This window comes from Dyella sp. 333MFSha, assembly GCF_900102405.1.
GTDB lineage: Bacteria > Pseudomonadota > Gammaproteobacteria > Xanthomonadales > Rhodanobacteraceae > Luteibacter > Luteibacter mycovicinus.
On record NZ_FNBR01000008.1, the window covers coordinates 41997 to 55319 of the forward strand.

The window sequence follows — 13323 nt, forward strand, 5'->3', positions numbered from 1 at the left end:
CGACCTTCAGGAGAGCACCCATGTGGCGGAACTACCTGTATCGAAGGTGCGCGGTGCTGGCTTGCATCGGTATCGCGTGCACCGGCGGGGCGGCGGCTGCCGCGCCAGCGGAAAAAGCGCCACCGCCCGGCTTCGGCGCTGCGGTCCCCGCCGACACGCTGAAGGCGATGAGTGGCGGCAGCAACGTCACCAACAACGTCAGTCAGCAGACCCTCAACGGGACGATGAGTGACACGGAGGCGCGGGACACCGTAAGCGGCGGAAACATCGTGTCCGGTAGCGCGTTCGGCAACGCGGCGGGCCTGCCCACGGTGATCCAGAACTCCGGCAACAACGTGTTGATCCAGAATTCCACGATCGTCAACGTGCGGATGAATCCATGAAGATCGTCTGCGCGCTGGCCCTGCTCGTCATGCTCCCGGCTCCCGCCGTCAGCGCGATGAAGGCCGACGTGCAGACCGGGCAGGGTACGTCGTATCCGGTCCGGCTGACGAGCCTCAAGGAAGCGCGGTTCCGCAACACCATCCGACAGAAATACGACTTCAGCTGCGGGTCGGCCGCGGTGGCGACGTTGCTGACGTATCAGTACGGTTATCCGGTCGACGAGCAATCCGCGTTCGACGTGATGTACGCGAATGGCGATCGCGCGAAGATCGGGCGCGAGGGATTTTCCCTGCTGGACATCAAACGCTTCCTCGCGTCGCGCGGCTTCGAGGCGGATGGTTTCGACGTCCCGCTCGATAAACTGGACGACGACGGCATCCCTGCCATCGTGTTGATCAACGAGCGCGGGTATCACCATTTCGTGGTGGTGAAAGGGTACAAGGCCGGGCGTGTTCTCGTCGGCGACCCGGCACGCGGAACGCGCTCGATGTCCAGGCGTCGTTTCGACGCGATGTGGACCAATCACATCGTTTTCGTCATTCACAACGAACGCGACCGCGCCATCTTCAACAGTCCGCGTGACTGGGCGGTCGCTCCCGCGGCACCTATCTCCGGGGGTATCGAGCGTAACGGGCTCGCGCCGATCGTGATGCCCAAGCGCGGACCGGGGGACATATGAACACCCGACTTTTCCGGCTGCTGCCGATCGCGTGCGCACTTGCCTGCGCCGGCGCGCACGCAGTGGACTTTCCGTTAAACCGCGCCGTGGCGGACGCCGAGCTGGACCGCATCCGCGGCGGTTTCGACCTCGGGGACAACCTCAAGGTGTCGTTCGCGCTCCAGCGTACGGTACTCATCAATGGCATGGAGGCGCTGCGCACCACCATCTCGGTGCCGGACGTCGCCGCGATCACCCACGATCAGGCGGCGGCGCTGCAGAGCGCGCTGCAGACCATGGTCATCACCAATGGCGCCGGTGGCATCGGGAGTCAGTCGTCGGCGGTGTCGCCTGCGCCAGCCGCCGCGGCGGTCGTCACCGCGGTCCTGCCGAACTCGATGACGCCGGGCCTCGTCATCCAGAACTCGCTCGACAACCAGGCGATCACGGCCAACACGACGATCGATGCGTCCGTGAACACGGCACGCATGCTGCAGAACATGCGTGTGGCGGAATCGGTCAACGATGCGGTGATTCAATCTCGGGGGAACTGACGCATGTATCGCAATGGCAGGGTGATGCAGGCAAAAACGTGCGCGGGCGCCCTGGTGCTTGCGGTTCTGCCGATGTGGATCGGCGCGTGCCTCGCGCAGGAATCCCCGGTGGATCCGGCGCTGCGCGAGAAGATCGAATCGCAGGGACGGAAGATCGATGCGATGCGCAGCCGCATGGCCGAGCAGCTGGCGGAGCTCGAGCAGATGAAGCGCGAGCTGGCGTCGCAGGAGGTGCAATACAACGACCTGCGCAAGGCGATCGGCCTGAACGCCCTGGAGGACGCACGCGGCGGATCGTTGGCGGTCGCTGATCCGGATGCTCAGGCACCCTTGCCGCAGGACCGGTCCGGCGGACTTCCGCCGTCGAATCCCGTGGTGGCGACATCCCCGCAGACGGTAGCGACGCAGCCGGTCGGCAAGCGACCCGAAGAGGACGAGAGGCCGCCCGAGGTCGCGCCCATCTTCGACCAGCCGGGTGTGCTCACGCCACGCGGCAAGCTCATCATCGAACCGTCGTACCAGTACGGTTATTCATCGAGCGACCGCGTGGCGTTGGTGGGCTACACCGTCATTCCCGCGATCCTCATCGGCCTGGTCGATGTGCGCCAGGTCAAGACGACCACGCAGACCGGAGCGCTGGCCTTTCGCTACGGCCTGACGAATCGCATGGAGCTGGAGGTGCGCGTGCCTTACGTGGACACGCACACCGACACGATCAGCCGGGAAATCTTCACCGGGACGGCGCAGGACAACCTCTTTACCACCAGCGGCAAAGGCATCGGCGACGTGGAAGCCACGTTGCGCTACCAGATCAACGACGGCGGTGCGGACAAGCCGTATTACATCGGCTGGTTCCGCGCAAAGTCGCGCACCGGTCGCGATCCGTTCGACGTCACCAGCGACTGTGTGACGCGCTGCGTACAAAATGTCACGGGCACCGGGCTTCCGTTGCAGAGTCCGACCGGGTCGGGCTTCTACTCGGCGCAGCTGGGCATGACGTGGCTGTATCCGTCCGATCCGGTCGTGTTTTTCGGCAACATCAGCTATTTGCACAACTTCGAGCGGAAGAACGTCAGCCGCAACGTCCTGCTTGCCGGCAAGCAGTTTCTGGGCGACGTGAAAGCGGGCGATATCGCGGATATCAGCATCGGCATGGGTCTGTCGCTCAATGAAAAGGCGTCGATCAGTATCGGCTACGACCAGGCCTTCGTGGCTCGTACGGAGCAGGACGGGCATCCGTTGCCGGGATCGGCGCGCGCGACGCTGGGGTCGCTGCTGATCGGCGGTTCGTATCGCTATAACGCGAGAGAAACGCTCAATGTCACCCTCGGTGTGGGTATTACGCGCGATACGCCGGACACGACGATTACGGTGCGACTCCCCATCACCTTGTGACGCCGGTCGCACTTTCACCTGAATTTCATGAAAAAAAGCCTCGCGTTTCAAACACGCGAAGGTTCCCGTGCACGCCGCGCACACACAACCGTTCGTTAAGATTTCAATCGGGGGTTACTAACAATCTTGAAACATTTGCAGGGAGTTTTGTTCATGCGCACTGGTCACAATCGTTACGGCAAGTTCACTGCGGGTCTTGCCATCGCTTCGCTCGCCGCCTTCGGTGCGGCCGCGCATGCGCAGGACAGCGAGAAGAAGTCGCAGTCGCCGGCTCTCGATAACGTGAGCGTCTGGGTCGGTGGTTACTACACCAACAATGACACCACGATCGGCGCGAAGACCGGCATCCTGAATACCAGCGGCGACGTCAATCTCGAAGACGATCTCGACTTCAAGAAGCACAAGACGGTGCCGCGCGTCCGCCTCGATTTCCTCATCGGCGCCCACCAGGGCTTCGCGTTCGACTATTACGAGGTCGATCGTTCGCACTCCAAGTCGCTGGACGAGCAGATCAATTTCCTCGGTAACCCGATCAGCGCCGCCGCGCAGGTCAAGGGCGACCTGAAGTTCACCTTCGGCAGCGCCGCCTACAAGTGGTGGTTCGGCACGGGCAACGACGTGTTCGGCCTGGGTCTGGGTGCGGCGTACTACAAGATCGACGCCAGCATCGACGCGAACGCGTCGGCATTCGGCCAGAACTTCTCCAGCAGCAACTCCACCAAGACCAACGCCTGGGCGCCCAACCTGCAGATCGGCTGGCGTCACGCGTTCAGCGATCAGCTCCGCATGTACCTCAATGCGTCGGGCGTGAAGAAGAACGGTGGCTCGCTCAACGGCCACATCTACGACGTCGCGCTCGGCCTCGAGTGGTTCCCGTGGCAGAACGTCGGCTTCGGTGCGGAATACGCCTATACCCGCATCAAGCTCAACCAGGACAAGAGCCGTTACGACCTGGACCTCGACATGAAGCTCAACGGACCGGCTGCTTACGTCCGCTTCCGCTTCTGACCAGCCGGTTGGCGGGCGGCGTAATGCCGTCCGCCTCGCCGGGGGGAATCCTGGGCCGCCTTCGGGCGGCCCGTTTTTTTTAGCGCTCAGGCGTGCTTCGCCGCGTTGCGACGAGCCCGGAGCCATCCGCCGCCACAGATACCGATGACCAGTACGGCGTCAAGCAGCCACGGCGCCCAGGGGCGTGCATCGAACCAGGGGGCCACCAGACCGTCGTGGGCGATCATGCGCGCCGCCGTCCATGCGATGGCCGCGGCTCCGATGTAGATCACGACAGGGAAGCGCTCGATCAGTTTCAGGATGAGTGTCGATCCCCAGACCACCAGCGGCACGCTGATGGCCAGACCGAGCACGACCAGACCCATGTGGCCCTTGGCCGCCCCGGCGATCGCCAGGACGTTGTCCAGGCCCATCAGGGCATCGGCCACGACGATCGTGCGGATGGCTGCCCAGAAGCCCGACGCGGCGCTGACCTCGGGGTCGTGGTCGTCATGCTTGAGCAGCTTCCACGCGATCGGAATGAGCAAGGCACCGCCGACCAGCATCAGGCCGGGCAGCTTCAGCAGCCAGATGACCGCGAAGGTCAGCAGGATGCGCAGGGCGATGGCGCCGAAGGTGCCCCAGAACACGGCCTTCTTCTGCAGCGCTTTGGGCAGGTTGCGCGCCGCCAGGGCGATGACGATCGCGTTGTCGCCCGCCAGGACCAGGTCCAGCAGGATGATGGCGGCGAGGCCGGAGAAAAATTCGGGGGTGAGGAAATCCATGCTGGGTGGCCTTCGCGCGTGGTGAGATCGAATGCGGCGGCAACGGGTACGCGCGCCCGTCGTCACCACAAAAGTCTCGTTCCTGGCACGGAAGCCACCGCGACGACCGGGGTGCGTGGGGCACCCGTATTGACGACCGTCGCGCACGAAGCCCGGGGACTCCGTGGAACTACTCCCCTTCGGGTTGGTAGTGGGGTGCATTGTGCGGCTTGGGATGCACTGCGGCAAGACATTCCCCCGGGGGCACCGGTTAAAATCGGCGGCTAACCCAACCCCTCGCGAGTGAAATCCATGAGCGCACACGACATCCGTTCCGCCACGCGTCCCGATCCGGACCAGCCGCTGGTGGATATCGCCAACTACGTGGCCGACTACCAGATCGACTCGCAGGAGGCCTACGACACCGCGCGCTACATGCTTCTCGACTCGCTGGCCTGCTCGGCGCTCGCGATGAAGTTCCCGGACTGCGTCAAGCACCTCGGCCCGCTGGTTCCCGGTGCCGTGATGCCGGGCGGTACCCGCGTGCCCTTCACCGCGCATGAGCTGGATCCGGTGCAGGCGGCGTTCGCCATCGGCACCCAGATCCGTTATCTCGACTTCAACGACACCTGGCTCGCTGCCGAGTGGGGCCACCCCTCGGACAACCTCGGTGCCATCCTCTCGGTTGCCGACTACCTGTCGCGCAAGGCAGTGAAGGAAGGCGGCAAGCCGCTCACCGTGCGTGACGTGCTGGGCTACGCCATCAAGGCGCACGAGATCCAGGGCTGCTACGCCCTCAGGAACAGCTTCAACCGTGTCGGCCAGGACCACGTGATTCTGGTGCGCCTGGCGTCCACGGCGGTCGCCACGGCCATGCTGGGCGGCGACAAGGAGCAGATCACGACGGCGGTCTCGCACAGCTGGATCGACAACGGCGCCCTGCGCACGTATCGCCACGCTCCGAACACCGGCCCGCGCAAGAGCTGGGCCGCCGGCGATGCCTGCCGCCGCGCCGTCACGCACGCCATCAACGCGGTTTACCGCAACGTGGTGGGGTACCCGTCGGCGCTCACGGCGAAGACCTGGGGCTTCTACGACGTGGCCTTCAAGGGCAACGCGTTCGAGTTCGAGCGTCCGTTCGGCAGCTACGTCATGGAGAACGTGCTGTTCAAGATCAGTTTCCCGGCCGAGTTCCACGCTCAGACGGCGGTCGAGTGCGCCATGGCGCTGCATGGTCAGGTCGCCGACCGCATCGACCAGATCGAGAAGGTGGTGATCGAAACCCAGGAAGCCGGGGTCCGCATCATCGACAAGACGGGCCCTCTGGCCAACTACGCCGACCGTGACCACTGCATCCAGTACATGACCGCCGTGCCGCTGATTTTCGGCCGTCTCACGGCCGACGACTACAACGATTCCGTCGCCGCCGATCCCCGTATCGACGCGCTGCGCGACAAAATGACCGTGGTCGAGAATCCGCAGTTTACGAAGGATTATTTCGACCCCGAAAAGCGCTACATCGGCAATTCGGTGCAGGTTTTCTTCAAGGATGGGTCGAAAACCGAAAAGGTTTCGATCGACTTCCCGATCGGACACCGTAAGCGTCGCGCCGAAGGCATTCCGGTCCTGCTGAAGAAATTCGAGTCCGCGCTGCGTGCCGAGTGGCCTGCGGAGCGGGTTGAGCGGGTTCTCGAGGTCACTTCGTCGGCCGAAAAACTGGACGCGATGCCCATTCACGAGTTCATGACGCTCTTCACGGCTTGATAATGGCCGTGACTCAAGTATGAACGGCGGTTTTTAGCACGTGTTCAATTGTTTGATTTTTGCTAAACTGCCGCCGCCCGTTGAAGGGGTATCAAAGCGAGGGACGGCATGAAGTCCCCGGATTCGATATGAGATTTACGCGCGATTTCCGTCTGGGGTGGAGCGCGGACGCGAATACCAATAATGAGGAGACACCGATGAAACGTAAGGGCTTGTTTTTGCTGATCGGTTTGGCCCTGGGCGGCGTGGGTGCCGTTCATGCGCAGGAATCCGCTGACACGGCGGGTAACGGCTATGACGGCCGCTGGTACATCGCACCGACGGTTGGCGGTTACTACAACGACACCGACCGCAACACCAACAGCCGCCAGGTTTACTACGGCCTGGGCTTCGGCAAGTTCATCTCGAACAACGCGTCGATCGACATCTTTGCCGATCGCACCAAGCGCGATAACGATGGCAACGGCCACTGGTCGAACAACAGCTACGGCGTTGCCGCTCGTTTCTACGCTGGCGCGTGGGACAGCTGGCGTCCGTACCTGCTGGCTGGCGTGATGGGCTCGTACCACCACAACCCGGCTGACAACGGCTGGTCCCCGGCTGCCGAGCTCGGCGTCGGCGTGTCCAAGACCATCACCGACAGCTCCGACTTCCGCGTCGAAGCCGGCTACCGCTACGATTGGGACGACAAGACTGTCGAGTCCGAGAATGGCTACGGTGACTGGTTCCTCGGCTTCTCGATCGTCTCGCGCTTCGGCGAGCCGCCGGCAGCTCCCGCTCCGGTCGCCGCTGCTGTCCCGACCGCTCCGGATTGCTCGACGCTCGACAGCGACGGCGACGGCGTGAACGATTGCGACGACAAGTGCCCGGCCACCCCGGCTGGCACGATCGTCGGTCCGGACGGTTGCCCGCAGAAGGTCGTCATCGACCTGCGCGGCGTCAACTTCAAGTTCGATCGCCCGAAGAAGGGTGAGACGAACATCGGTCCGACCCTGCAGGAGCCGACCAGCGAATCGCTGGGCGTCCTCGACCAGGCTGTCGACACCCTGCAGCGTTACCCGGCCGTCAAGGTCACGGTCGCTGGTTACACGGATAGCGTCGGTAAGGACGCTTACAACCAGGGCCTGTCCGAGCGTCGCGCGAAGATCGTGTTCGACTACCTGACCTCGCACGGTATCGGTGCGGATCGTCTGGAAGGCCCGATCGGCCACGGCGAGAACAACCCGATCGACACGAACGACACGGCCGAAGGCCGCGCTCGTAACCGTCGCACGGAACTGCAGGTTCAGCAGTAATCCTTGCAAGATCGGTAACTGTTCCATGAAAGAGCCCGGCGAAAGCCGGGCTCTTTTTTTGTGCCGTTGCCCCTGTAGGAGCCAGCCCTGCTGGCGAAGCCAACAGGGCGGGGAAGCCTTGCCCTGCACGCCGCAAGCCGCACGCAAACAGATTCCTCAAACGCGTCCTCGACGCAAATTCATCCGGCGCGGAAATCGGTCCGATTTCTCATTACAGGGCATGCCACTGCCTGCCAAGGTTGCGCTCCCAACAACCACGGATAGGAAGCACCACCATGGGATCTTATGCAGGCGAAAGATACTGGCCTAATCTGGCATACGTTCGCAGCTCCCTCCGCCTGACGTTCAACGGAGGATCGCTGAGCATCATGAAGACTCACATCAGCGAACCGAAGGCGGTGTACTGCATTCTTACCGTCGACTACAACCTGGCGTTTCGCAAGTGAGGCGCTGGGCCGCGGTGGCGATCATTGGCGTCCTTATCGCCATCGCGGCGTACCTGAATATCGTGATCTACCAGGAGTACTTCGGCGATGGGCCGCCTTATTTCGGTCGTCAGGAGAATCTCGATAAGTGGGTGGATCCCCGAGGCTGGCTTGCGCTGAGTGATGCAGTACTCGGGTGCGCTGTATGGAAAGTTGCGATATCCATCAGACGACTTCGGCGGTAGCGGCACCTTCCCCAGCAGGGCGAGGAGCAGCCTCCTTCGCTACGTCAACGTCACTCACCAGGCGTAACGAACCCGCCCGTACCAGTAGGCACCATTGCTCCCGATCGGCGAGATCACGTCATACGGAAAGTTGCCCGCATACGCGATGTCCGGGATCGAGCGGTCAGGGTACTGATCGGTGATGTTCTGTCCGCCCAGCGCGATCGACAGTCGGTCGGTCGCATGCCACTCTGCCTCGGCATCGATCTGCCAGCGCGCGGCGTACGTCTGCTTCAAAACATAGCCATCGCCGAAATCGAACACGCGCGTCGTCGTCCCCTGGCGCGTGGCACGCGTCAGCAGCGACCAGTGCGCGCTGTCCCATTTCGCGGTAAACGACCCGCGCTGGCGAGGCGCCGCGTCGGTCAACGTGTTGCGTTCTTCCAGACCGAAGAGCACGGCATCCGCACCGAGTGCGGCGAGCTCCGGCGGCGTATCGCGTACTTTGCGGATCGACGTGCGGTTGTAGCTGTACGTCGCGGTGAGTGTCAGGTTGCCGCCGTAGACCGGCTGCCGATAGTTTGTCACCAGTTCCGCGCCGCGCGTGCGCGTGTCTACCGCATTGGTGAAAAAAGCGACGCTCTGTACGCCGGGGACGCCGAAGCGCGTGGCGATGTAGTCCTCGAGGCCATCGGGTGCGATGGTCTCCGACAGCGTGACGCGGTGATCCACGTCGATGCGATAGACATCGAACGACGCGTCGAAGCGATCCCCGATGCGCGCCGTCAATCCGAGGCTGTAGTTGCGCGATTTCTCCGGCTTGAGATCCTTCGCGCCGAGGCCGCGGGCCACCGGATTGTTGACCGAAAGAATCCGTCCCTGGACGAGGGTGCCGTCGGCGCCGTAGCCGGTGGACGTCGACTCGAAACCCACCTGGCTCAGTGACGGAGCACGCAGGTTGTTCGATGCGGCGCCACGAATCGCGACCGCATCGGTGATCGCATATCGCCCGCTCAGCTTCCCCGTCCAGGCGGACCCGAAGTCGTCGTAGTGCTCGTAGCGCGCGGCGGCGTCGGCGAAGAAACGGTCGGTAACGTCGCCGGAGAGGTCGACGTAGGCAGCGCTGACGTTGCGACGCAGGTCCGCCGTGTCCTGTGGCGTGAGGCCACCGCCGGCCTGGGCTCCCGTCGGGGCACCGACGATGGGTCCGACCGCGTATGAGGCAGTGTCGCCCGCATACGTCTTGAACCCTTCATGACGAAACTCCGCGCCCGTCGCCAGGGTGAACAGCTTCGAGCCCCATTCGACGGATCGACTGAGATCGAGATTCGCGGTCCCCTGGGTGTTGTCGTATTTGCCGATGTTGAAGCGGGTGGGGCTGTCATCGCCGAGCGACACATTGACCGTGTTGCGCAGGTCGTAGTCGAAGGTGTTGCGTCCCCAGGTCAGGCTGCCGTCGATATCCCATTCGCCCGCGCGGCCACGCGCGCCGGCGGTGAGGTTGACGTCGCGGTTGTAGCCCAGCGACTCCGGACGATACCCATCCGGATAGATCGATGGCACGTTGGCGTCGCTGTCCGGATAGCGGAAGTAGTTGTCGCCGATCGTCCGTCGCTGGGTGTACGTACCGAACGCATAGCCACGCACGCTGTCGCCGAAGGGCAGTTCCGCGTTGAACCAGCCACTGTAGTTTTCGTTGCGCGGGTCGCCCGCGGCGTAGTTACGCCTGCCCTGGAGCGCCAGATTGGCGGGTGACGGGTTCTCCCACGAGGGGATCTGATCGGGACCGGCGCGGTTGGTCGCCTGACGGTCGTTGCCCTCGAAACCTCCCCGCAGAAAGCCACCGTCGCCGCCGAGCTTCGTCCCGGCCTTGGCGCTCACGTAGGCGCTCTGGCCGTCCGTGATGGTGCGATCGCCGGGGCGGAAGTTCGTGTGATACGCGCCGTATGTGGCGTTGACCTCGCCACCATCTGGCGAATCGTCCAGGATGATGTTGACCACGCCGGCGATGGCATCGGAGCCGTACTGCGCGCCGGCGCCGTCGCGCAGCACTTCAATGCGCTTGATCGCGCTGATCGGGATCGCGTTGAAGTCGACCGGTGTCGTACCACGACCGATCTTGGTGTCGCTGTTGACCAGTGCGGAGGTATGGAAACGCTTGCCGTTGACCAGTACGAGGACCTGATCCGGGCTCATGCCGCGAAGCTGCGCGGCGCGTACATGGTCCGATCCGCCCGAGTTCGACTGGCGCGGGAAGTTGAACGAGGGCAGCAGCGTCGCGAGCGCCTGGCCGAGTTCCCCGTTGACCGCGCCCGCGGAACGCAGGTCTTCCGGGGTGAGCACATCGATCGGCACCGGCGAATCGAGCACGGTACGATCCTTGGCATGGGTGCCGGTGACCACGATCTGGTCGAGGGTCGACGCGTTGGCGCGATCGGCTTCCTGCGCGGCGACGGGCAGGGCGGCAAGGGCGATCAGAACGGCGGAGGTGAGACGGGACGGGCGCATGAAGGATCCTGGCGGGCACACGGGGTCGTTGCCGCCGAGGGGCGGACGACAGAGGGGGCTGACGGATTGCGGCGTCAGTCGCGCGCGGCGCGGCCCGGGCGACATCGCGTATCGCCCGCGGGGCGGCGGATGACGACGGCGGAACGGGGCGGGCGCGGGATCACGGCGGGTGGTTCCAGTGGTCGCAGGAACGTGCGAACCTTTCACTATTTGTTGCATTGCGGTGTACGCTGTGTCAATAGGTCGGACGCCTAGCCGTATGGACGTCCGTTTCAGAATGCATGTGCAAGGGGTTCTTATGAAGCTGTTCGCCGGTCTGTTACTCGCCGTTTCGCTGTCCACGGCGGGGTGTGCCAGTCCTGCGCAGCGGGCGCCGGTCGCGGCGAACGCGAGCGCGACGCTCAGCGGTGACCTGGCCCATCCGGATGCGACCACGGGCTGGGTTCGCACCGAGTTGTACTTCGGTCTCGGGCTGGCGGACGGACACGACGGCGTCGACGAAGCCGCATGGCGCGCCTTCCTGGACAAGGAAGTGAGCCCACGTTTCCCCAGCGGCCTCACGGTCATCGATGCCTATGGCCAGTGGCAGGGGAAGCAGCAGTCGCACCCCGAGCGCCTGCGTTCCAAACTGCTGGTGCTGCTCTATCAGGACACGCCGGCGCACCGTGAGGCCGTGGATGCCATTCGCAGCGCCTGGAAGGCAAAGACCGGTGACCAGTCGGTGCTCCGCGTCACCCAGCCTGCGGATGTGTCGTTCTGATGGCCACCACGATCGCACCGCGCCGTCGCTTCGGTGGCGGCGACCTCAATGGCGTTCTCGGCCTCGTCGTCGACAACCTCTCACTCCTGGCGTTTCTCGCCACGGCACTCATCGGCATCTTCGGTATGCCGGCGGATCTGGTCTTCCGGAAGATGTTCCCGGGCACGGCTTTCGGCGTGCTCCTCGGCAACCTCGCTTACACCTGGATGGCGCGGCGGCTCGCGGCTCGCACGGGTCGAAGTGACGTCACCGCGATGCCGCTTGGCATCGACGCACCGACGACCATCGGTATGGCCCTGCTGGTGCTCGGTCCCGCCTTCGCCGGCTACCGTCAGGCCGGTATGGACGTCGCCACCGCCGGTGAGGCTACCTGGCACCTGGGCATGGCGTCGCTGGTCGTCATGGGCGTGCTGAAGTTCGTGCTGTCGTTCTTCGGCGCCTGGGTGCAGCGTTCGGTCCCCCGTGCCGGCCTGCTCGGCTCGATCGCCGGTATCGCGCTGGTGCTGATGGGTCTGCTGCCGCTGGTTGAGATCCTTCGTGTGCCGGTGGTGGGCTTCGCCGGGCTTGGCATCGTTCTCTATGCGCTGATCGCGAAGCGCCGTCTGCCGTTCGGTCTGCCGGGTGTGCTCGGTGCCTTTATCGTCGGTGTGGCGCTGTATTACGGGCTCGGCCCGGTCGGGCTGCTGGGTAGCGGATACCATGCGCCCGCCCCATGGACATGGCGCGTGGGCCTGCCGCTGCCGAGCCTCGGGTTCATCGATGCGCTGCCTGCCACGGTGCCGTACCTTCCGTTGATCCTGCCGTTCGGCCTGCTGATGGTGGTCGGCGGTATCAACGTGACCGAAAGTGCCCGGGCGGCGGGCGACGACTACGCAACGCGCGACATTCTTCTGGTGGAAGCCCTGGCGACGCTCGTGGCCGGGATCTGCGGTGGCGTGGCGCAGACCACGCCGTATATCGGCCAGCCGGCCTACAAGGCGATGGGCGCGCGGTGGGGTTACACGCTCGCCACGGGCGTGATCATCGGCCTCGGTGGCGTGCTCGGCTACCTGTCCAACCTCGTCGAACTGCTGCCGGTCGCGGTGCTCGCACCCATCCTCGTTTTCGTTTCCATCAGCATCACCACGCAGGCCTTCGAAGCGACTCCGCTGCGGTACGCGGGCGCGGTCGTCTTCAGCTTCTTTCCGCCGATCGCGAGGCTGCTGGCGATCAAGCTGGGCGATCCGACCATCGTCGACCCGGCGCATTTCGGTGCCCTGTTCGCCGATAACGGCCATGGCATCTCGGCGATGGCGGTGATCGTGATCCTCGGCAACGGCTTCATCATCACCTCGATGGTCTGGGCGAGTTTCGTCGTGGCGATGATCGATGGGCAGGTGCGCAAGGCCGCAGGCATCGTGGCGCTGGGCGGTGTATTGACGGCGTTCGGCGTCATCCATTCCGTCGCGCCGATCGGCGCCGTCTACCTCCCGTGGCTGCTCGACGCCGCGTCGCGGGCGCTGGTATGGCAGTTCGTGGCGGCCTATGGCGCGCTGGCGGCGGTGTTGTTGGCGCTGTCGCTGGGCGGCGAGCAGGCGGCCTCACGCCCGGTCGCCCGATAGCGAG

At 64.3% G+C, this 13323-nt stretch carries 12 protein-coding genes; 10 read left to right on the top strand and 2 right to left on the bottom strand.

Annotated elements, in window-relative coordinates; all coding sequences use genetic code 11:
- Window positions 1-20: 20 nt before the first annotated feature.
- From BLT40_RS20695 to BLT40_RS19275, 5 genes are all read left to right on the top strand, one after another.
- A complete protein-coding gene (locus tag BLT40_RS20695; RefSeq protein ID WP_255364069.1) occupies window positions 21-383 on the top strand; it encodes a hypothetical protein in 363 nt (120 codons plus the stop codon).
- Window positions 380-1063: a C39 family peptidase gene (locus BLT40_RS19260; protein ID WP_079522688.1), complete on the top strand. Its 684-nt coding sequence runs from the start codon at window positions 380-382 to the stop codon at window positions 1061-1063. The genes BLT40_RS20695 and BLT40_RS19260 overlap by 4 nt, the downstream gene beginning before the upstream one ends.
- Window positions 1060-1596 (top strand): hypothetical protein, encoded by a 537-nt coding sequence (locus BLT40_RS19265; RefSeq protein ID WP_090356036.1) that lies wholly within the window; start codon window positions 1060-1062, stop codon window positions 1594-1596. Before BLT40_RS19260 ends, BLT40_RS19265 begins: the two co-directional genes overlap by 4 nt.
- A gap of 3 nt (window positions 1597-1599) precedes the next feature.
- Window positions 1600-2991, top strand: coding sequence for an acetate kinase (locus BLT40_RS19270; RefSeq protein ID WP_090356040.1), 1392 nt, complete (start codon window positions 1600-1602; stop codon window positions 2989-2991).
- A gap of 153 nt (window positions 2992-3144) precedes the next feature.
- The gene (locus BLT40_RS19275) at window positions 3145-3999 is read left to right on the top strand and encodes an outer membrane protein (RefSeq protein ID WP_239708983.1); all 855 of its coding nucleotides are present in this window, start codon (window positions 3145-3147) and stop codon (window positions 3997-3999) included.
- Window positions 4000-4085: 86 nt separating this feature from the next.
- On the opposite strand, the gene BLT40_RS19280 is transcribed toward BLT40_RS19275, so the two are convergent.
- On the bottom strand, window positions 4086-4763 hold the full coding sequence (locus BLT40_RS19280) for a TerC family protein (RefSeq protein WP_079522685.1): 678 nt from the start codon (window positions 4761-4763) through the stop codon (window positions 4086-4088).
- A 291-nt stretch (window positions 4764-5054) separates the two neighbouring features.
- On the opposite strand from BLT40_RS19280, the gene BLT40_RS19285 reads away from it, so the two are divergent.
- The 3 genes from BLT40_RS19285 to BLT40_RS20390 all read left to right on the top strand — a co-directional run bounded on the left by BLT40_RS19285 (window position 5055) and on the right by BLT40_RS20390 (window position 8247).
- Window positions 5055-6506 (top strand): bifunctional 2-methylcitrate dehydratase/aconitate hydratase, encoded by a 1452-nt coding sequence (locus tag BLT40_RS19285; RefSeq protein WP_036115368.1) that lies wholly within the window; start codon window positions 5055-5057, stop codon window positions 6504-6506.
- A 197-nt stretch (window positions 6507-6703) separates the two neighbouring features.
- Window positions 6704-7801, top strand: a complete 1098-nt coding sequence (locus BLT40_RS19290) for an OmpA family protein (protein ID WP_036115365.1) — start codon at window positions 6704-6706, stop codon at window positions 7799-7801.
- Between the two features lie 275 nt (window positions 7802-8076).
- Window positions 8077-8247: a hypothetical protein gene (locus BLT40_RS20390; protein ID WP_176167876.1), complete on the top strand. Its 171-nt coding sequence runs from the start codon at window positions 8077-8079 to the stop codon at window positions 8245-8247.
- A 278-nt stretch (window positions 8248-8525) separates the two neighbouring features.
- Here BLT40_RS20390 and BLT40_RS19300 read toward each other — a convergent pair whose 3' ends face one another.
- Complete coding sequence (locus tag BLT40_RS19300; protein WP_090356050.1) at window positions 8526-10958, bottom strand: TonB-dependent receptor plug domain-containing protein; 2433 nt, start codon at window positions 10956-10958, stop codon at window positions 8526-8528.
- Window positions 10959-11256: 298 nt separating this feature from the next.
- On the opposite strand from BLT40_RS19300, the gene BLT40_RS19305 reads away from it, so the two are divergent.
- Complete coding sequence (locus tag BLT40_RS19305; RefSeq protein ID WP_090356054.1) at window positions 11257-11718, top strand: DUF3574 domain-containing protein; 462 nt, start codon at window positions 11257-11259, stop codon at window positions 11716-11718.
- A complete protein-coding gene (locus BLT40_RS19310; RefSeq protein WP_090356057.1) occupies window positions 11718-13319 on the top strand; it encodes a hypothetical protein in 1602 nt (533 codons plus the stop codon). Before BLT40_RS19305 ends, BLT40_RS19310 begins: the two co-directional genes overlap by 1 nt.
- Window positions 13320-13323: the final 4 nt, after the last annotated feature.

Coding starts and splice junctions, on each gene's coding strand:
- BLT40_RS19265 (WP_090356036.1), top strand. CDS start 1,060: ATGAACACCCGACTTTTCCGGCTGCTGCCGATCGCGTGCGCACTTGCC.
- BLT40_RS20390 (WP_176167876.1), top strand. CDS start 8,077: ATGGGATCTTATGCAGGCGAAAGATACTGGCCTAATCTGGCATACGTT.
- BLT40_RS19260 (WP_079522688.1), top strand. CDS start 380: ATGAAGATCGTCTGCGCGCTGGCCCTGCTCGTCATGCTCCCGGCTCCC.
- BLT40_RS19275 (WP_239708983.1), top strand. CDS start 3,145: ATGCGCACTGGTCACAATCGTTACGGCAAGTTCACTGCGGGTCTTGCC.
- BLT40_RS19305 (WP_090356054.1), top strand. CDS start 11,257: ATGAAGCTGTTCGCCGGTCTGTTACTCGCCGTTTCGCTGTCCACGGCG.
- BLT40_RS19290 (WP_036115365.1), top strand. CDS start 6,704: ATGAAACGTAAGGGCTTGTTTTTGCTGATCGGTTTGGCCCTGGGCGGC.
- BLT40_RS19280 (WP_079522685.1), bottom strand. CDS start 4,763: ATGGATTTCCTCACCCCCGAATTTTTCTCCGGCCTCGCCGCCATCATC.
- BLT40_RS19270 (WP_090356040.1), top strand. CDS start 1,600: ATGTATCGCAATGGCAGGGTGATGCAGGCAAAAACGTGCGCGGGCGCC.
- BLT40_RS20695 (WP_255364069.1), top strand. CDS start 21: ATGTGGCGGAACTACCTGTATCGAAGGTGCGCGGTGCTGGCTTGCATC.
- BLT40_RS19300 (WP_090356050.1), bottom strand. CDS start 10,958: ATGCGCCCGTCCCGTCTCACCTCCGCCGTTCTGATCGCCCTTGCCGCC.
- BLT40_RS19285 (WP_036115368.1), top strand. CDS start 5,055: ATGAGCGCACACGACATCCGTTCCGCCACGCGTCCCGATCCGGACCAG.
- BLT40_RS19310 (WP_090356057.1), top strand. CDS start 11,718: ATGGCCACCACGATCGCACCGCGCCGTCGCTTCGGTGGCGGCGACCTC.